Annotated in this window: 19 protein-coding genes; 10 read left to right on the top strand and 9 right to left on the bottom strand. The window is 62.6% G+C overall.

All coding sequences use genetic code 11. The features are described 5' to 3' along the window. The first annotated feature begins 106 nt into the window (after positions 1 to 106). The gene (locus BLV15_RS12220; protein WP_090228492.1) at positions 107 to 1,252 is read left to right on the top strand and encodes an epoxide hydrolase family protein; all 1,146 of its coding nucleotides are present in this window, start codon (positions 107 to 109) and stop codon (positions 1,250 to 1,252) included. A 40-nt stretch (positions 1,253 to 1,292) separates the two neighbouring features. On the opposite strand, the gene BLV15_RS12215 is transcribed toward BLV15_RS12220, so the two are convergent. Beyond that, positions 1,293 to 2,198, bottom strand: a complete 906-nt coding sequence (locus BLV15_RS12215; RefSeq protein ID WP_090228489.1) for an AraC family transcriptional regulator — start codon at positions 2,196 to 2,198, stop codon at positions 1,293 to 1,295. 99 nt (positions 2,199 to 2,297) lie between these two features. Here BLV15_RS12215 and BLV15_RS12210 point away from each other — a divergent pair, with 99 nt between their 5' ends. Next, positions 2,298 to 3,053, top strand: coding sequence for an SDR family oxidoreductase (locus BLV15_RS12210; RefSeq protein ID WP_090228486.1), 756 nt, complete (start codon positions 2,298 to 2,300; stop codon positions 3,051 to 3,053). Between the two features lie 223 nt (positions 3,054 to 3,276). Here BLV15_RS12210 and BLV15_RS12205 read toward each other — a convergent pair whose 3' ends face one another. The 4 genes from BLV15_RS12205 to BLV15_RS12190 all read right to left on the bottom strand — a co-directional run bounded on the left by BLV15_RS12205 (position 3,277) and on the right by BLV15_RS12190 (position 6,311). Continuing rightward, complete coding sequence (locus BLV15_RS12205; protein ID WP_090228484.1) at positions 3,277 to 3,747, bottom strand: arsenate reductase ArsC; 471 nt, start codon at positions 3,745 to 3,747, stop codon at positions 3,277 to 3,279. Between the two features lie 14 nt (positions 3,748 to 3,761). Further along, on the bottom strand, positions 3,762 to 5,054 hold the full coding sequence (locus BLV15_RS12200) for an arsenic transporter (protein ID WP_090228481.1): 1,293 nt from the start codon (positions 5,052 to 5,054) through the stop codon (positions 3,762 to 3,764). Between the two features lie 20 nt (positions 5,055 to 5,074). Further along, entirely contained in the window at positions 5,075 to 5,419 is a 345-nt protein-coding gene (locus tag BLV15_RS12195; RefSeq protein WP_090228478.1) for a metalloregulator ArsR/SmtB family transcription factor, read from the bottom strand. A gap of 127 nt (positions 5,420 to 5,546) precedes the next feature. Beyond that, positions 5,547 to 6,311 (bottom strand): AraC family transcriptional regulator, encoded by a 765-nt coding sequence (locus BLV15_RS12190; protein ID WP_090228475.1) that lies wholly within the window; start codon positions 6,309 to 6,311, stop codon positions 5,547 to 5,549. 304 nt (positions 6,312 to 6,615) lie between these two features. Between BLV15_RS12190 and BLV15_RS12185 the strand changes: the two genes are divergently transcribed. The 3 genes from BLV15_RS12185 to BLV15_RS12175 all read left to right on the top strand — a co-directional run bounded on the left by BLV15_RS12185 (position 6,616) and on the right by BLV15_RS12175 (position 10,042). Then, the gene (locus BLV15_RS12185) at positions 6,616 to 8,310 is read left to right on the top strand and encodes a 2-isopropylmalate synthase (RefSeq protein WP_090228473.1); all 1,695 of its coding nucleotides are present in this window, start codon (positions 6,616 to 6,618) and stop codon (positions 8,308 to 8,310) included. A gap of 252 nt (positions 8,311 to 8,562) precedes the next feature. Continuing rightward, on the top strand, positions 8,563 to 9,426 hold the full coding sequence (locus BLV15_RS12180; protein ID WP_090228470.1) for an AraC family transcriptional regulator: 864 nt from the start codon (positions 8,563 to 8,565) through the stop codon (positions 9,424 to 9,426). 190 nt (positions 9,427 to 9,616) lie between these two features. After that, a complete protein-coding gene (locus BLV15_RS12175) occupies positions 9,617 to 10,042 on the top strand; it encodes an anti-virulence regulator CigR family protein (protein WP_090229087.1) in 426 nt (141 codons plus the stop codon). A 136-nt stretch (positions 10,043 to 10,178) separates the two neighbouring features. Here the strand turns inward: BLV15_RS12175 and BLV15_RS12170 are convergent, their stop codons facing one another. The 3 genes from BLV15_RS12170 to BLV15_RS12160 all read right to left on the bottom strand — a co-directional run bounded on the left by BLV15_RS12170 (position 10,179) and on the right by BLV15_RS12160 (position 11,972). After that, positions 10,179 to 10,589, bottom strand: coding sequence for a VOC family protein (locus tag BLV15_RS12170; RefSeq protein WP_090228468.1), 411 nt, complete (start codon positions 10,587 to 10,589; stop codon positions 10,179 to 10,181). 207 nt (positions 10,590 to 10,796) lie between these two features. After that, a complete protein-coding gene (locus BLV15_RS12165) occupies positions 10,797 to 11,210 on the bottom strand; it encodes a VOC family protein (protein WP_090228465.1) in 414 nt (137 codons plus the stop codon). Between the two features lie 18 nt (positions 11,211 to 11,228). Continuing rightward, complete coding sequence (locus BLV15_RS12160) at positions 11,229 to 11,972, bottom strand: SDR family NAD(P)-dependent oxidoreductase (RefSeq protein ID WP_090228462.1); 744 nt, start codon at positions 11,970 to 11,972, stop codon at positions 11,229 to 11,231. Between the two features lie 136 nt (positions 11,973 to 12,108). On the opposite strand from BLV15_RS12160, the gene BLV15_RS12155 reads away from it, so the two are divergent. After that, on the top strand, positions 12,109 to 13,020 hold the full coding sequence (locus tag BLV15_RS12155) for an AraC family transcriptional regulator (protein ID WP_175534352.1): 912 nt from the start codon (positions 12,109 to 12,111) through the stop codon (positions 13,018 to 13,020). A gap of 598 nt (positions 13,021 to 13,618) precedes the next feature. On the opposite strand, the gene BLV15_RS12150 is transcribed toward BLV15_RS12155, so the two are convergent. Beyond that, positions 13,619 to 14,509 (bottom strand): LysR family transcriptional regulator, encoded by an 891-nt coding sequence (locus tag BLV15_RS12150; RefSeq protein ID WP_175534351.1) that lies wholly within the window; start codon positions 14,507 to 14,509, stop codon positions 13,619 to 13,621. 107 nt (positions 14,510 to 14,616) lie between these two features. Here BLV15_RS12150 and BLV15_RS12145 point away from each other — a divergent pair, with 107 nt between their 5' ends. From BLV15_RS12145 to BLV15_RS12130, 4 genes are all read left to right on the top strand, one after another. Next, positions 14,617 to 15,405 (top strand): class II aldolase/adducin family protein, encoded by a 789-nt coding sequence (locus BLV15_RS12145; RefSeq protein WP_090228456.1) that lies wholly within the window; start codon positions 14,617 to 14,619, stop codon positions 15,403 to 15,405. Positions 15,406 to 15,417: 12 nt separating this feature from the next. Beyond that, positions 15,418 to 16,005, top strand: coding sequence for an HD domain-containing protein (locus BLV15_RS12140; protein ID WP_090228453.1), 588 nt, complete (start codon positions 15,418 to 15,420; stop codon positions 16,003 to 16,005). A 105-nt stretch (positions 16,006 to 16,110) separates the two neighbouring features. Next, entirely contained in the window at positions 16,111 to 16,983 is an 873-nt protein-coding gene (locus tag BLV15_RS12135; RefSeq protein ID WP_139210718.1) for a bile acid:sodium symporter family protein, read from the top strand. A 950-nt stretch (positions 16,984 to 17,933) separates the two neighbouring features. Then, positions 17,934 to 18,755, top strand: coding sequence for an amidohydrolase family protein (locus BLV15_RS12130; protein WP_090228449.1), 822 nt, complete (start codon positions 17,934 to 17,936; stop codon positions 18,753 to 18,755). Positions 18,756 to 18,898: the final 143 nt, after the last annotated feature.

The raw sequence follows: 18,898 nt of genomic DNA, 5'->3' as shown, positions 1-18,898 counted from the left end.
TGGAGGCGCAATGCGCCAGATCCTTTCCAGAGGCCTGGGCGTGATCCGTTGGCGGGCACGCCGATGGCGCGTCCACGTCAGGCCGCTACCTCACAAGGACACACTCATGATTTCACCCTACGAGATCCATATACCGTCTGAACGTCTCGCCACCCTCGGCGCCAAGGTGGCCGCCTATGACTGGAGCCAGATGCCCGATACCGGTGGGTGGTCGTCGGGTGTCGGCATCGCCGATCTCAAGCGCCTGGTCGCCTACTGGCAAGACACCTACGACTGGCGACGGGTGGAGCGCAGCCTCAATCAGCGGCCGCACTTCACCGCCGACGTCGAGGGCGAGCGGATTCACTTCATCCATGTGCGAGGCGACGGTTCCAAGCCGCCGCTGCTGTTGCTCCACGGCTGGCCGGGCTCCTTTCTCGAGTTCGAAGCACTCCTCGATCCACTCGCCCAGGACGGGCACGACGTGATCGTTCCGTCGCTCCCGGGCTTCGCCTTCTCCCGGCCGATCACCGGCGTCATCGGCCCACGCCGCGCCGCCGCGCTCATGCACGGGCTGATGAGCCAGCTGTTCGGGACGGCCCGCTACATCGTTCAGGGCGGCGACTGGGGCTCCGGCATCGCCGGCTGGATGGCGCACGATCGCCCCGAAGCCCTGCTCGGCATTCACCTGAACATGGCCGATCTCATCGCCGAGGGCATCACCCCGTCCACCGCCGAGGAAGAAGCCTTCGTGGCCAGGCGCGACGCGCTGCTCGACCGGGAGACCGGCTACAGCCACGAGCAGGAAACCCGACCCCAGAGCCTCGGCGTAGCGATGGCGGACAGCCCGGTCGGAGCCGCCGCCTGGATACTCGAAAAGTTCGGTAACTGGGCGGACCTGCCCCGCAACGCGCACGGCGATCCGGATATCTGGAGCCGGTTCTCCGAGGAGCAACTGCTCACCAACATCATGCTCTACGTGGCGACATCCTCGGTGGTGACGGCCACCTGGATCTACCAGGGCAAGCGACTCGAAGGATCGGGCAGGTTCACGGCGGGTACGCACATCGGCGTGCCGACCGGGTTCGCAGCCTTTCGCGACCCGGTGTTCATACCGCCACCGCGTTCGTTCGCCGAGAAGACCTTCAACATCGTGCACTGGACCGACATGCCCGCGGGCGGCCACTTCGCGGCATGGGAAGAGCCGGAACTGATGCTGACGGACTTGCGCGCGTTCATCGCTGCCGTCTCGGATCGAAACGTGGCGGGGTAGGCGTGGGATAGCCAGGTCCAGGCAGAGCTGGGTGAGGCATCTATATGGCGATTTCTTTCCGTGAGTAACGCCCGGGCGCAAGCCCTGTATAGCGCGTAAAGGCAACGCTGAATGCGCTCACGGAGCTGTAACCGATACGCTGTGCAATCTCGCTGATACTGGCGTCCCGGCCACGCAGCAGTTTCTTTGCCAGCGCCATTCGCCAGGTAAGCAGATACGCCATCGGCGCCATGCCCAGCGCCTGTTTGAAACGTTCGAAAAAGGTGGAGCGGGAGAGCGCCGCTTCCCGTGCGAGCTGCGCCACCGTCCAGGGCTGGTCCGGATATTCGTGCATCCGGCGTATCGCCACGGCCAGGCGTTCATCGCCGAGTCCGCGCAGCAGGCCGGCCGGCGCGGTTTCGGTTGCAGTGGAGCGCAGCGCTTCGATGAACAGTACTTCCAGCAGGTGCGCAAGGATGAAATCCCGTGCCGGGCGCTGGCCGCGCGCCTCCTCGGTAACGAGTTCCAGCAGCGTTGCCAGTCGGCGTTCGCCGCGAACGTGTATCAGCTGGGGTAACAGCGTCACCAGCAGCGCGGCATCCGGAGAGCCGAAGGTGCAGTGTCCTATCAACAATTGAACATCGACCGGGATGTCCTGCCTGCCCACGCGAATGTCACGTGGCCGTACCTCGACGGGGAGGGTGTCGGGGTCTCCTTCTGCCATCGCCTGGCGGCTCATCATCGTGAAGTCGTAGGCGGCTGGAATGAGCACGAAGTCGCCCGCGTGCAACGTTATCGCGGGCTGGCCGGCGACTGACAGCCGACTGCCTCCCTCGAGGATCGCGCAGTAGAACGGCTCGCCATCGACCGAGCGGTTTACGCGCCAGGCCCCCGCGCCACTGACAATCTTGGAAAACGAGGCGCCCGGTTGCAGAAGGGTGACTACCTCTGCGAGTGGATCAGACATATCGGACTCCTGCGAAATATTGATGGACTTCCAATGATATTAAGTCCTGTTACAGCAGCCTATCGTTGTGGCTCTGTCAACCACGCAAGGGTATTACCGATGAAAACCGTGCTGATTACGGGATGCTCCTCCGGCTTCGGTCTGGCCACCGCCCACTATTTTCTGGAGCGCGGCTGGAAGGTCACCGCGACGATGCGCTCGCCAAACGAGGGGCTTTTTCCGGCGTCTGAACACCTCCGCGTACTTGCGCTGGACGTGACCGATCCAGGCAGCATCCAGCGGATGCTGGAGGATGCGGGGCCAATCGACGTGCTGGTCAACAATGCCGGCATTGGTTTGCTGGGCGCCCTCGAAGGCGTCTCGATGCAGGCAATCCGTGACACCTTCGAGACCAACACCTTTGGTCTGATGGCGATGATTCAGGCGATATTGCCGCAGTTCAGGCAGCGTAAAGCCGGAGTGGTCATCAATGTCACTTCGAGCGTAACGATGAAGTCATTGCCGCTGCTGAGCGTCTATACCGCGAGCAAAGCGGCGGTGAATGCGTTCACCGAGTCGCTTGCACTTGAACTCGCAGCGTTCAATGTCCGGGTGAATCTGGTGCTGCCGGGGCGAGCCCCGACGACCGACTTCGGGAAGAACGCACAGTCCCGCGTGCAAGGCAGCATTCCGGAGCCATACACCGAGCTGGCGCAGAAGATGTTCGCGGAGTGGTCTCAATCATCCCAGGTCACTGAAGCCAAGGAAGTCGCCGAAGCGGTATGGCGCGTAGCGAACGATCCCGCCTCGCCCATGCGCACCGCCGCTGGCGCTGATGCCGTCGCTCTGGAAACTGAGCAGCGCGCCTCTGCGTGACGGCGTGTTTGGCGAAACGCTCGTCCTCTCACGCCGCAATAGCCGTGTGGGCAACGCGCTTTCCAGGTGCTGCACGGCGTTGCAGCGGGGCTGAGGACACCTTTGAATGTCCGTCCGCCTGTGGCTGAAGGCGCGCGTGCCGCCGCAGGATGCGCGGCTTGTGCTCGCGGATTGGCGCTTCGCTGGCGGGGCAGCGAAGGTTGGTCGGAGAGGTGCTTCCTGCTCAGAGCGCGCCGATGCGATCCAGCTCGCGTTTGAGTTCGTCGCGGCCGAGGCTGTCGAAGGGAAGGGCGAAGAAGGCCCGGCAGCGCTGCTCGATGCGGGCCAGCGTGGCGCGGAAGGCGGCGTCGATGGTTGCCTCGTCACCGACCACATCCGAAGGGTCCGCCAGCCCCCAGTGGGATTTCAGCGCAGGGCCGAAGTACGCCGGGCAGGTCTCGCCGGCGGCCTTGTCGCAGACGGTGATGACAATCTCCGGCGGGTTGTCCTCGAATGCCTCGTTACCCTTGCTGCTCAGGCCTTCGGTGGAGATGCCGGCCTGCTGCAGCGTGGTGAGGCTGCGTGGCAGTATCTGGCCCCTGGGGAAGCTGCCGGAACTGATGGCCTCGAAGCCTTGCGGCGCCCAGTGGTTGAACAGCGCTTCGCAGAGGATGCTGCGGCAGCTGTTGGCCGTGCACATGAACAGGACTCGCATGTAAGGCTCCTGAGCTAGGGGGCGGACAGGCCCAGGCGCAGTGCCAGGGCCGAAAGGGTGATCAGCAGAACGGGCAGGGTCAGGAGGATGCCGACCTTGAAGTAGTAACCCCAGGTGATGCGCATGCCTTTGCGTTCCAGCACGTGCAGCCAGAGCAGCGTGGCGAGGCTGCCAATCGGGGTGATCTTCGGGCCGAGGTCGCAGCCGATGACGTTGGCGTAGATCATCGCCTCGCGTACCAGCCCCTCCGCGCCGCTGGCCTGGATCGACAGGGCGCCGACCAGCACGGCGGGCATGTTGTTCATCACCGAGGACAGCAACGCCGAGAGCAGGCCGGTGCCGATGGCGGCGCTCCACAGGCCCTGTTCGGCAAGGCTGTCGAGCAGGTGGGTAAGGGTGTCGGTGAGGCCTGCGTTCTTCAGGCCGTAAACCACCAGGTACATGCCGAGGGAGAAGACCACTACCTGCCAGGGCGCGTCACGCAGCACCCTGCGGGTGGAAATGCGATGCCCACGCGCGGCAACGGCCAACAGGAGCGCGGCGCAGACCGAAGCGACGACACTGACCGGAACGCCCATCGGCTCCAGGGCAAACAGGCCGACCAGCAGCACCAGCAATGTCCACCAGCCGACGACGAAGGTGGCCCGGTCGTGGATCGCCGCCTTCGGCTCCTTCAGCGCATCGAGCGCGTACTGTCGCGGGATATCGCGGCGGAAGAACAGGAACAGCACCAGCAGGGTGGCCGCGACGCTGGCGAGGTTGACCGGCACCATCACCGAAGCGTACTCGGCGAAGCCCAGGCTGAAGTAGTCGGCCGAGACGATGTTCACCAGGTTGGAGACCACCAGCGGCAGGCTCGCGGTATCGGCGATAAAGCCGGCAGCCATCACGAAGGCCAGGGTCGCCGCGGGCGAAAAGCGCAGGGCAAGCAGCATCGACATGACGATGGGCGTGAGGATGAGGGCCGCGCCATCGTTGGCGAACAGCGCCGAAACGGCAGCGCCCAGCAGCACGCAGAAGGCGAACAGGCGATAGCCGCTGCCGTTCGCCCAGCGTGCCACGTGTAACGCCGCCCACTCGAAAAAACCGGCCTCGTCCAGCAGGAGGCTGATGATGATCACGGCGATGAAGGTGGCGGTGGCATTCCAGACGATGGCCCACACGGCCGGGATGTCGTGCAGCGATACAGCGCCTGCGGCCAGGGCGATGATCGCCCCCAGCGTGGCACTCCAGCCGACACCCAGGCCCCTGGGCTGCCAGATGACCAGGACGAGAGTAAAGACGAATACGGCAAGGGCGACCAGCATGGAGGACTCGCTCGAAGGGGTCAGCAGCAGGCGTCACGGACGGGGCGGCCGTCCATGTTCTGCAGGCGGAGGGTGTTGTCGGCCAGCCACTGTGCATTCGCCTGCAGGATGACCTGCAGCATCTCCTGCACCCAGGCGGGCAGTTCGGGATTGAGGCGGTAATAGACCCACTGGCCCTGGCGGCGATCCCGCAGCAGGCCGCTGCTGCGTAGCTGCGCCAGGTGGCGGCTGATCTTCGGCTGGCTGTCGTCCAGGGCGCAGACCAGCTCACAGACGCAAAGCTCGCCCTGGCTGGCGATGAGCAACGTGGCGCGAGCACGGGTCTCGTCGGCCAGGTTCCTGAAGACTTCGGGCGGAGTGATCATGGCGTCACCTCACATACGGGAAAGCGAATATACGGATTTCCATATGTGAAGGACAGGCTCATCGGTCACGACCGTCGTCGCCCGGCCGCTCAGGCTCGCTCGTCATCCGCCAACGCATTTGTCGGATTCATGTGTAGAAGCTCGACGGCGCGACGCCGAACTGCCGGCGGAACGCGGCGGCAAAGGCGCTCTGGCTCTCGTAGCCATGCTGCAGCGCCACGTGCAACACCGGCTGGCCTTCGGCCAGGGCTTCGAGCGATAGCAGCAGGCGCGCCTGCTGGCGCCAGCGGCCGAAGGTGATGCCGGTGCTGGCCAGAAAGCGGCGGTGAAAGGTCTTCGGGCTCATGGCCAGTCGGTCTGCCCAATGCTCGGCGCCACCGGCCAGCGCCGGGTGTTGCGTCAGGGCCACGCAGACGCGCGCGATGCGCTCGTCCTCCGGCCAGGGCAGGTGGAAGGGCAGCACTGGCAGGCTGCAGAGTTCGTCGAGAAGAAAGCGCATCAGGCGCCCGTCCCGGCTGTCGGCTGTGTACTGCGCCGGCACCTGGGTGGCCGCCAGGATGAGTTCGCGCAGCAGGGGTGACACATCGATCACGCAGTTGCCCGTGGGCAGGCCGTCGATGGCGTCGGGGCTGACGAACAGGCTGCGCATGCAGGCCTTGCCGCGGATGCGCAGGGCATGCTCGACGCCCGCCTGCACCCACACCCCGCGGGTTGGCGGTATGACCCAGCGACCGGCCGCGGTCTCCACCAGCAACACTCCGGAGGTCGCATAGATCAGCTGCGCGCGCGGATGGCTGTGGGCGGGCACCTGATGACCGTTGGGGTAGTCGACCGACACGCCGGTGACCGGCATCGCCAGGGCTTCGTGGGGCAGTTGGCTGTGGTCGACCATGGGGTGGGGCCAAGATGCGTGGCCCGCCAGCTTAGCGGCAGGAATGACCATTTGGCGACAACAATGGACCATTTGTCGTGAGTGGCCGGCGTTCCGGCTGCCTAAGCTGGGCACCTCTTTCACCGGAACCGCGCCATGAACCTCCTGCCGCCCTCGCTAACGCTACTGCCCTGAGCTTCGGCCGGGGTCTGTCGCCGCGTGTGCGGCGCCGACTTGCGATCTCCTCCAGATCCCGGCCTTGAACAGCCCGCCATGGCGGGCAGGGGAGGTCGGCACTGTTCGCTCTCCCGTTCGAGGTCCGCCCATGCTGCGCAATCCGCAAACCAAGTACCGTGCTTCTCCCTCCATCGACCTGCCCAACCGCCGCTGGCCATCGCGCCGTATCGCCCAGGCGCCGGTGTGGCTGTCCACCGACCTGCGCGACGGCAACCAGGCGCTGTTCGAGCCGATGAACCGGCAACGCAAGCTGCACCTGTTCGGCGAGCTGGTGCGCCTCGGTTTCAAGGAGATCGAGATGGGCTTTCCAGCCGCCTCGCGCACCGATTTCGAGATCATCCGCCAGCTGATCGACGAGGGCGGCATCCCCGACGACGTCACGCCCATGGTCATGACCCAGCTGCGCGAGGACCTGATCGACGAGACCGTGCGCGCCGTGGCCGGCGCGCGGCGGGTGATCGTGCACCTGTACAACGCCATCGCGCCGGTGTGGCGGCGCGTGGTGTTCGGCCTGTCGGTGGACGAAGTGGAGCAACTGGTAGCGCGCCACGTGCAATTGCTCAAGGAAAAGGTGGCGGCGCACCCCGAGACCGAATGGGTGTTGCAGTACTCCCCGGAGACCTTCTGCATGGCCGAACTGGAGGTATCGCTGCGCATGTGCAACGCCGCCATTCGCACCTGGGATGCCGGCCCCGAGCGGCCCATCATCATCAACCTGCCGACCACGGTAGAGGTCGCGACGCCCAACGTGTTCGCGGACCAGATCGAATGGATGCACGAGCGCCTGGCGCGCCGAGAGCACGTGGTGCTCTCGGTTCATCCGCACAACGACCGCGGCACCGGCGTGGCCTGCGCCGAGCAGGCGTTGCTGGCTGGCGCCCAGCGGGTGGAAGGCTACCTGTTCGGCAATGGCGAGCGCAGCGGCAATCTCGATCTGGTCACCCTGGCGCTGAATCTCTACACCCAGGGCGTCGACCCGCACCTGGACTTCTCCGACATCGCCGGCGTGGCGCGGGTCGCCGAGACCTGCACCGGGCTGCCGATCCACCCGCGCCATCCCTATGTCGGCGATCTGGTGTTCACCGCCTTCTCCGGCTCGCACCAGGACGCCATCGCCAAGGGCTTCGCCGCGCAGGACCCGAATGGCATCTGGGAAGTGCCCTACCTGCCGATCGACCCGAAGGACCTGGGGCGCACCTACGACAGCATCGTGCGGGTCAACAGCCAGTCGGGCAAAGGCGGCATCGCCTACCTGTTGCAGCGCGACCACGGCGTGTCGATGCCGCGGCGCATGCAGGTCGAGTTCAGCGCCATCGCGCAGAAGATGGCCGACAGCAGCGAAACGGAATTGACCAGCGCCGAACTCTGGGAGCTGTTCCAGCGCCACTATCTGGCACCCGCGCGTGCCGGTGGCGAACTGGTCTATGTCGGTCACCAGTTGTTCGAAGACGAAGCCGGCCAGGGCGTGATACTGGAGATCATGCTGCCGAACGGGCGCCGGCAGACGCTGCGGGGTATCGGCACCGGCCCCATCGACGCTGCCGTGGCGGCGATGGGCCTGCCGATCCGTGTCGACAGCTACGAGGAACGCAGCCTGGGGGGCGGTGCCGCCGCCAATGCCCTGGCGCTGGTCGAGGTGGCCTGGCCAGGTGTGGCCGGCTCGCGCTTCGGCGCGGGCAGCCATGCGAACATCGTCGTCGCCTCGATCCAGGCGTTGCTGGTCGCGGTGTCCCGCTTCGACGACGGCCCGGCGCAGTTGCTCAAGGTTGAAAGGCTGAACTAGTCGCACGTCAGTGGCCACAAGAGGCCTCGGCAGCACAGGTGGGCACTGCGAAGTGCTCGCCGTCCAATGCCCGCCCTCGGCCGATGGCAATACAAGCCGACGCCTCCCCATGGCGGCCACCGCCGTGCTAACAGATAGCCGCGGCTGACCGGCGGAGGCGGCCGCCATGGGCGTAACCTGAGCAAGTCCGGCTAGGCGGGCCCGTTGCGGATCGGGAGATGCTGTCGCCGACCGCATAACCAGGAGCGTCCAGTGCCCGAAATTCCGACTGCCTACGGCAAACGCTTCGACGCCGTGCTCGCCTACATCGATGATTACCTGGAGGGTGACCTTTCGCTGAAGACCTTGAGCGAGGTGGCGCATTTCTCGGCGTTTCACTTCCACCGGCAATTCACCGCCCATGTGGGCGTGCCGGTTGCGCGCTATGTGCAGCTGATGCGTCTCCGGCGCGCGGCGCATCGGCTGGCGTCCGGCGCGGAATACTCGGTGCTGGACGCCTCGCTCGACGCCGCCTTCGACAGCCCCGAGGCATTCAGTCGGGCCTTTCGACGGGACTTCGGCATGGCGCCCAGTGCGTTCCGGCAGGCGCCGAACTGGCAGACCTGGCATGCGGTTTTCGCCATTCCCCATTTTTCCAGGAGCATCAGCATGCAGGTACGTATCGTCGATTTCGCCGAAGTCCGGGTCGCCGCGCTCGACCACTGCGGCCCTCCCGCACAGCTGGACGAGAGCGTGCGTCGATTCATCCAGTGGCGTAAGAGCAGCGGGCAGTCGCCGGTAGGCACCCAGCGCACCTTCGGCATTCCCTACGGCAACCCCGACACGACGCCGGCGGAAGAATTTCGCTTCGCCATCTGCGGCGAACTCGACGGGGCCGTGCTGCCGAACGATTACGGCGTCCGCGAGATGATCATTCCCGGCGGCCGCTGCGCGGTCGTTCGCCATATCGGCTCGCCCGATCACATCGGCGAGAGCATCTATCCGATCTATCGCGACTGGCTGCCTGGCAGCAACGAAGAGCTCCGCGACCACCCGCTGTTCTTCCACTACCTGAGCGTCTTCCCCGAGACACCGCCGGAGGCGTGCCAGACGGACATCTATGTCCCGCTGCAATAGCCTGGAGCGTTCGTACTTTGCAGCCGGGCGTCCGCCATCGGCTTTCCTGGCTGCTTGCTCCAGCGTCTACCTTCGCCCGGCCACGGCTGCCGGCGGTTGCGTAGCACGGAACCGAAAGTGCTTTTCGCCGTCAGCTATCCAGGCAAATCGCGAGCCTGGGAAACGAGGCGAATCACTGGAGAATATGCAGATGCCTGAATTCAAGACGCTGTTGTCGGTCCTTCTTAGCGTCTCTTTGATCGGTGCTACGCCTGCGCTGCTTGCCGATCCGGGTGGCGGTAAAGGCAATAAGCATGGCAAGGGAGCCCACAACGAGCAGGGCGCTGGAGGCGGTTGGCAAGGTAGCCCGGACATAGATTCAGGCGGGGTGCGCGTCATCCTCAATGACAATCGCGACTATTGGAGTCCAGGCGCCTCATTACCCCCGGGAATCCAGAAGAACCTTGCCCGAGGCAAACCTCTTCCTCCTGGAATCGCGAAGAAGCTGGATAGCCGCCTTCTCGGTCGTCTCCCGCACTACGAGGGGTATGAGTGGCAGCAGGTGGGCACGGATCTGCTTCTGGTGACCATCGCTACCGGTGTGATCTACGAAGTCCTGCGTGGCGTTCTGGATTAGCGAATGACGGCGAGCTACCGGGGCGAAGCCATCGTCCATTCGGTCCGCCACCCAGACCTCACAGCGCCTTGCCGTCATCGCTGAGCCAGGCAGCCTGGAAAGGTCAGGCGTCAGGGTTGGACAACGCCCTGCCTGCTCAAGTCGCGCGCTGGCAAACAGCCTCCAGATTCACGCCGTCAGGGCCCAGTACATAGGCTGCGTAATAGTCGGCGTGGTATCGGGGCCGGAGCCCGGGCGCACCGTTGTCGCTGCCGCCAGCGGCCATGGCCGCCGCATGGAACGCGTCGACAGCCTCTCGACTGTCGGCGATCAGCGCGATGTGCGCTCCGGAACTGGGGATGGGCGCCTCGTGCAGCCAGAGGAAGGGCTTGTCTGCAGAACCGAACCCCAGCCGCCGAGGCTTCGATTGAGGCGGATCGGCGTCGATGCTCATCATCAAGGTGATCCCCAGCGGCGCGAGCGCCTGCTTGTAGAAGCGGCGCGCCAGCAGAATGTCCGAAACACCAATGCCCAGATGATCGATTGCAGATCCAACGAATTGACTCATCAGGTTATTCCTAGAAACGCCGATCATTCGGCAGGTTTGAATTCAGCCGCTACAGCGAGCGGGGCAGGGGCGAACGTGGCCGTATGAACGTCGCCACGCATCCCTGGAGTTCAATGAAAACCGCGTGGGTGACGCCGTGTCTCTACACCCGATCAGCCAACCGGTAGCGGTACAGAGAGGGGGCGATGCGCGTGGTTACGCCGTGGATCACTGAGTTCTTCCCCGAGGGTGCTGCCAGTTCTTGTAGACGAACTCCAGGCTGTACCCGTCCGGGTCCAGAACATTCGCGGCGTAGTAGTTCGGGTCGTAGTGCAGGCGCGCGCCGGGCGGGCCCTTGTCGAACCCACCATTGGCCAGTGCGGCCGCGTAGGCACGTTCAACCTGGGCTTTGCTGCTCGCTACGAACCCGACATGCACCGAGCGACTATCGACCTCACCCGCGCGTAACCAGAAGAACATGCGGCCGTGGGCGCCGAAGCCCTTGAGGTCCGGATGCCCGGGCGGGCCATCCTTGCCGTCGTAGTCCAGGCGCGTGGCAATGCCCAGCGGCGCCAGGGCCGCTTCGTAGAAGCGGATAGAGCGCTCGATATCGCTCACGGACAGAAAAATGTGGTCCAGCATGGCGTGCCTCCCGCTCGTTCAGATGATGTAGCCGCCCGCGACCTCGAGGGTCTGGGCATTGATCCAGGCCCCGTCCTCGGACAGCAGCATGGCGATGACACGGGCCACATCGTCTGGCTCACCGACCCGGCCTAGCGCCGTTTGTGCCGCCAGCATCGCCTCGAACTCGTCATTGAGCCCGCCGCCCAACTCGGTTCGGATCGCCCCGGGAGATACCGCGTTGGCGCGGATACGCCGATCGCCGAACTCCTTGGCCATGTAACGCGTCAGCACCTCCAATCCGCCCTTGAACGCGGCGTAAGGTGCCACTCCTGTGGTGGCGACACGGGTGGTGGCACTGGTCAGGTTGACGATGCTGGCGCCTTCTTCCAGGTGAGGCAGCAGGGTCTGCGTCAGGAAGAAAGGCCCCTTGAGATGAACGTCGAACAGACCATCGAACTGCGCCTCGCTGACTGAAGCCAGCGGGTTGAACAGGCCGTAACCGGCATTGTTCACCACACCTGCAAGGGTGGTCGTATCCCAGGTTTGCCGCAGCGCAGCGAGAACGGCTGCACGGAATGCTTCGAAACTTCCGACATCCGCCACGTCGAGCTTGAGTGCAACGGCCTTGCCTCCCGCTTCTGTGATGCGTCGCACCACCTCATCCGCGGCATCCGGATGTTGGTTGTACGTCAGAATGACGCCCATTCCGCGCTGGGCGACCTGTTCCGCTGTACGGGCACCGATCCCTCGACTGCCTCCGGTTATGACGATGACGCCCATGGCGTGCTCCTGTTGATCGCATGAGCCTCCACATTAGGAGTCCTGGTCATCGCGCTCGCAGCCGTTCCTGCTCGAAACCTGCCTGTTTCTGCTTTTTGCTTGCGCCGTTCCCGCTGCTCCATTCAGCATGGCCGGCATGAACGATCAGTTGAAAGAACTCCGCACCCTGGCTGCCATGGCCGAGAACCGCCGCACGGAAACGGGTATCCCGCGCGTCGCCATGGTTCAGGGCAAGGTTCCCGAGCATATGCTGGCGGCGGTCTATGACCCGATGATCAACCTGATCCTGCAGGGCAGCAAAACCATGAGCGTGGGTGATCGCACGCTGCGCTATGACCCGGCGACCTATTTCGTCATGTCCATCGAGCTGCCCGCGGTGGGCACGGTGCACCCCGCGCCCTCGGGCGAACCCTACCTGGCCATCAGCCTGACGCTCGATCCCGCCGTGCTGGCCACACTCCTGGCAGACTTGCCCAAACCTGCCGACCGGCATGAAGGCGACCCGGGCTTCTCGGTAGCGGCCGTCACGCCCGAGCTGATGGATGCCTGGGTGCGCATGATGCGATTGATGGGCAACCCGGACGCCATCGCAGCCCTCGCGCCCGCTTACGAGCGAGAAATACTGTTTCGCGTCCTGCAAGGTCCCCATGGCTGGATGCTTCGGGAAATCGCCGCACCGGATACCGCCATGGCCCGCGTGAATACGGCCATCCAGTGGATTCGTCGGGATTTCGCCGAGCCGATCAGGGTAGAGCGCCTGGCTCAGAAGGCGGCAATGAGCGTTTCGGCCTTTCACCGGCACTTCAAGGCGGTGACGACCTTGAGCCCCTTGCAGTATCAAAAGCGCGTGCGCTTGCTCCAGGCACGGATGCTGATGGTCGCCAGCGGCAGGAACGTCACCCAGGCCGCCTTCGAGGTGGGCTACGAAAGCCCAACGCAATTCAGCCGGGACTACGTGAAGGTGTTCGGCCTCCCGCCTGCCAGGGATGCAGGAAGAATTCTTGGCGAAACCCGCGCACCCAGAAAGCCGATTCCCCTCCAGGGTTAGCTGGCCCGGGACGGCTAGTCCGGCTGGGCATTCGTGCTGTTCGGCCGTATGTCGGTTCGATCATCCCGCCGCTGAAATCAACCTTCCGGCCAGGCGGCAAGGCGCATTCGATCTGGTGTGGACCACTCAGCGGCCGCGGAGGGAACCTGCTTTCGTAGGGTGGACAACGCCTTGTTTGTCCACCGGCTTTTGCGGCCCCTTGAATATCTGGCCCACCAATTACTTCAGGCTTCGATCTTGCCGGTGGAAAAACGCTTCGCGGTTTAGACGCCATTTGCTGATTTCGGCCAGAAGCGGGTTCGCAGGAAGGTTTCCATCGACCAGAACCCGTCTCTCCGAGCCAGCCTTCACCCCGCGCTGCCTGTCAATGAATCGGGTGGACAAAAAAACGTTGTCCACCCTTGTATCTCGAAGTCGCGTAGGGCAGAAAACTGCACGGCGTTCTCCGGCGTCCGGATAACCGGGCTACTTGCTGAAAAGAGTTTTTCTCCTGCGCCGGGAACCTTACCGGCCGCGACGCTTATAAGCGTGCGGCAGCAAAGGATCAGGCCCTGTTCGCCGCGGGCCGATTGCCGTAACTGCCGCGACCCCGAAGGCGCTATGTCCGTGCCGCTGCCTGTAAAAGCGCCTTCGCCCGCAGCGCGATGGATGACATGTAACCGCGCCGCCAGACGATACCGATGGGACAACGGATCTGTTCCGAACGGATCGGCAGCATCACGACATTGGGTGGCAGGCTTTCCGCTGACACGGCATGGGAATTGACCATGCTTACCAGCGGCATGCGTGACACCGCCAACAGCAGCGCTGGCAGGTTGTTCGCCTCCAGCACCAGGTTCGGCAACGGAATCGCTTCCGACGCCAGGGCTCGCTCGAGTTGCACGCGCGCAAACTCATGCTTGCTAGAGCCGGCCCATTGGCAACCGGCCAGATCACTCAACGAGACACTCTGTAAGGCTGCCAAAGGATGCTGATTGTTGACGACGACGTAATAGTCGTCCTCCAGCAGATGAAGCATTTCCAAGCTCGGATCCATCCGTTCGGGTAAGGGCAACAACGCCAGTTCGACATCGCCGTTGGCCACCGCATCGAGCAAGGCGTCACTGAATCCTGAAACGAAATTAACCCGCGCGGCTGGCCGCTCCTCGATCAATCGGGGCAGCAGTGTACTCAGGGCAAAATTCGCCGCCGCCGGTGTTGCGCCGATTCGCAGTAATCCGGCTTGGCCACCGGCAACGTCACGCGCCTCCTGCAAGGCGACTTCCAACTCGCGCGAGATGGCACGACTGCGTAGCAGAAACGCCGCGCCGGCGTCGGTCACCTCAATCCCGCGAGAAGAGCGCAAGAGCAATTTGACGCCCAACCGACGTTCCAGCCGCTGCATCGATTTTGTCAGCGCCGGTTGTGACACGCCCAGGCGTTCGGCAGCCCGGGCGAGGCTGCCAGCAGTGGCCACGGTGGAAAAATAAACCAGGTCGTCCTCAAGCATCGCCATCCCATCTGGTTATTGAAAATCGACCCGTATGTTATTTCAGTTTATAGCGTGGCGCGCTGAAGATTATTTCCTGTGTGCCTTAACTAATCGGAGTCAGCACCATGAGCAGCCAAAGTCTTCTCGCCACGCCTCAACCCACAACCAGCCTGCGCGGCCTCGTCAGTGATGCCGAGTGGGCAGCACGGGTGGAGTTGGCGGCGGCCTATCGGCTCTACGCTCACTTCGGTTGGGATGACCTTGTCTTCACCCATATCTCCTGTCGGGTGCCCGGCGAAGCCGGCCATTTCCTGATCAACCCCTACGGCTATCTGTTCGACGAAATCACGGCCAGCAGCCTGGTCAAGGTCGATTACCAAGGGCGCAAGGTGGCTGAAACCCCTCATGACGTAAACCCCGCAGGCTTCACCATTCATAGCGCCGTGCACGCTGCGCGGCCGGACGCCCACTGCGTGATGCATGCTCATTCCATCAACGGTTGCGCCGTCTCAACGCAGACGGGTGGCCTGCTGCCGTTGTCGCAGCAATCGCTCTTCGTCCTCGCCTCGCTGGCCTACCACGACTACGAAGGCGTGGCGCTGAACGACGAGGAAAAGCCCCGGTTGGTGGAGCACTTCGGCGATCGCATCTTCCTGATGCTGCGCAATCACGGCTTGCTGACGGTGGGCGCCAGCGTGGCTGATGCCTTCCTCGCAATGTACGTGTTCGAGGCCGCCTGCATGATCCAGGTACGGGCGCTGTCGGGCGGCGTGCCCGTGGCGCCAATCGGGGGTGATGTATTGGCGGGCATTGCCGCTCAGGCCAAGCAAGTCACCCATGGGCTGGGCGGAGCACTGGCATGGCCGGGTCTGTTGCGTCGGCTTGACCGCATCGATCCCGGTTTTCGCCTTTGACAGGAGCGCCGCATGAAACCGACTCTGCAAGCCGCTTTTCACCATATGCGCGACGGTACGCTGGACGACTGGCGCGTGATCGCAGACGAGCAAAAACTGCATGCGCTCAAACTGCCTGACCGCTTGCTCGACCACCTGCGTTTGCTCAGTGGTGACTATGGTGGTTTCGCCGTAGACCGGCTGACCCACAGCCTGCAAACCGCAACCCTGGCGCACCTCGATGGGAAAGATGAGGAGTACGTGGTGTGCGCGTTGCTCCACGATATTGGCGACACGCTGGCCAGCTACAACCACGCGGACATGGCGGCGGTCATCCTGCAGCCATTTGTCAGCACGGAAAACCACTGGATGATCGCCAACCACGGGTTGTTCCAGGGCTATTACTTTTTCGAGCACCTGGGCCTTGATCGGCATTCACGCGATCGCTTTTCGCACCTGCCTGACCTGTACCTGCGTACTGTCGAGTTCTGCGAAAAATATGATGCAGCGGCGTTCGACCCGACTGCACAGACACTACCGCTGGAGTTTTTTGAGCCCATGCTGCGCCGCGTAATGGCTACTCCCAAGCGCAGCATCTATATGGCATCGAACCGCACCTGAGTGCGCAGTGTTGGGCCCACGCTAAACATCTTAATTACAACAATCGCGTCGCAACGACGGCGCTGGGAGACTGCCTTGTCTGGTGACCAACTCTCGACGGTACTGATGCCGTTGCTGCTGGCATTGATCATGTTTTCACTCGGGCTGGGCCTGTTGCCCGCCGACTTCCGGCGGATCGCTGCACAGCCACGCGCCTTCCTGCTCGGTTTTGCCTGCCATTTCGTTCTGCTGCCCTTGGTGTGTTTTGGCTTGCTCTCGGTGTTTCCATTGCCAGGGGCCATTGCCGTCGGTTTTATGCTGATCGCGGCATGCCCGACCGGCACAACGTCCAACCTGCTGACCTATATCGCACGCGGCGATGTGGCCTTGGCGCTCAGCTTTACCGCCGCCGCCAGCCTGATGACCATCATCACCTTGCCGGTGATCGTGACCCTGGCCATGGGGCACTTTCTCGGCGCGCACCAGCAGATCGACTTCCCGGTTGGCTTCATGATGATTCAAATCTTCGCCATGCTCGGTTTGCCCGTCTCGCTGGGCATGCTTGCTCACCGTGCCTGGCCGCGTTCTGTACAGCGATTCGAGCCGCTGGCCACAAGGCTTTCGACCTTGGCGTTCGCGATCATCGTGATTGGCGCACTGGTGAAGAACTGGGCCCTGTTCGAACAGAACTTCAGCGTCGTGGCGCCACTGGCCCTGGCACTTAACGTGTTGATGTTGATCCTCGGTTTTGCAGTGGCCAGACTGGGCCGCCTGGAACGCCGTCAGGCCGTCACCATTGCCATAGAAACCGCCATGCAGAACGCCACACTGGCTATCGTCATTGGCAGCACAGTGTTGCGAGACGATGCGCTGGTGGTGCCAGCCGCCATCTACGGCGTATTGATGTATGTGGGCGGTCTGGTTTTCGCATTTACCGTGCGCAGAAGTGCCCCGCCTGTTGTGCCAGAACGACCGGATGAGTTAATCGCTCCACGCTAAATGTCCATCCGCTACATGTGCGAGTCTGCATCCGGTGCGTAAAGCCAGCGCTGCCTGCCGATGAATCTGGTGGACAAAAAGCGTTGTCCACCTACGGCGTTTTCAAAATCGCGTAGGACGGGAAACTGCACGGCGTTTTCCGGCGCCCGGATCACCAGGCTACTTGCTGAAATCAACCTTCCGGCCAGGCGGCAAGGCACATTCGATCTGGTGTGAACCACTCAGCGGCCGCGGAGGGAACCTGCTTTCGTAGGGTGGACAACGCTTTGTTTGTCCACCGGCTTTTGCGGCCCCTTGAATATCTGGCCCACCAATTACTTCGGGCTTCGATCTTGCCGGTGGAAAAACGCTTCGCGGTTTAGACGCCATTTGCTGATTTCGGTCAGAAGCGGGTTTGCAGGAAGGTTTCCATCGACCAGAACCCGTCTCTCGCCGAGCCAGCCCTCACCCCGCGCTGCCTGTCGATAAATCCGGTGGACAAAAAAACGTTGTCCACCCTACGGCTTCGTAGGGTGGGGAACGATTTTGTTGTTCATCAGCGCTGCCGAATATCTTAATAAAATTCTAATCATCCGGCGTTCTTCAACTCCGCTGGGTGGAAAGCACTTCGCGATTTCCACGCAGCGCTGCTGGGACCTGGGAGCGGTGGACAGATAAAGCACTGTCCACCCTACTTGCTATTTGCTTCGCGGATTTCCACACCTAGTGTTTACCGCGACTTCGCGATTTCCACCCAGCGGTGCTGGGACCTTGGAGCGGTGGACAGATAAAGCGCTGTCCACCCTACTTGCTACTTGGTTTCGACCGCAGGAGAGATACCCTGGCATTAGAACAGCAGGAATGGTCATTGCTCGTCGCTTAGGTCAACTCATCTGGGCACTTAGGTCATTGAGACACTGATAGCTCATGCTTAGTCTTCAGCGACCACTATTTCTGCAAGGAGCTATGCCATGAAAGCAATCGATGCATGGGCACAACCTGCTAATGGTTGCCTGCGCGAGAAGATGCCTGAGGTTGCATGCCTGTTTGAGAAATCAGGAAGTGGTCATTTGCTTGACCAAGCAATGAGCCCATTCGAAACCGTGGCGCACATGGACGAAGCTGGCGTAGAAAAACTAATGCTAGCGGCTTGGTGCCGCCCGGAAGGTTGGGTGACCAGTAACGATCAGATCGCTAATTACACCCGTGCATACCCAGATCGCTTTATTGGCGTAGCTACCGTCGACCTAAGCAAGCCCGTTGCTGCGGTACGTGAACTTGAGCGGGCGGTATTGGAACTGGGCTGCAAGGCGCTTCGCATCGTTCCATGGCTGTGGAAGCTGGCCCCCAACCACCGTCTTTATTACCCACTTTATGTAAAGTGTATTGAGCTGGACATTCCATTCTGCACTCAGGTCGGACATACAGGTCCATTGATGCCGTCGGAAACGGGTCGTCCAGTTCCATATTTAGATGAGGTTGCGTTGGACTTCCCTGAGTTACGCATAGTTGCTGGGCACATAGGTCACCCTTGGACTGATGAGATGATTGGCTTGGCCTGGAAGCACGACAACGTTTTTATCGACACATCAGCCTATCTGCCGCGCTACTACCCTGCACAGTTGCTGCAATTCCTACAAAGCTACGGCAGCCAAAAGGTATTGTTCGGAAGCAATTTTCCTCAGCTCTCCCTATCGCGCTGCATGAAACAGGTTCAGGAGTTAGGGTTGAGCCCTGAAGTCGAAGCACAATTCCTTTATGAAAATGCACGACGCATTTTCAAGCTTCCATAAGTCGACAATTAGGTGGTTACTGTTCGACTGGTTTTTTAAGGGCTGATAGCTCTGCCGTTCAGCCCTTGTTCTCAGCAGCAAATGTCCGCTCCTGGCCGTTTTCCACCATGCCAGTCGAGTGACTGTCAGACTCTTCAAGAGCC

The sequence above is a fragment of the Pseudomonas kuykendallii genome (genome assembly GCF_900106975.1).
Taxonomy (GTDB): Bacteria; Pseudomonadota; Gammaproteobacteria; order Pseudomonadales; family Pseudomonadaceae; genus Pseudomonas_O; species Pseudomonas_O kuykendallii.
The sequence above is the reverse complement of the archived record's forward strand: the minus strand, read 5'-3'. Positions and strand labels throughout refer to the sequence as shown.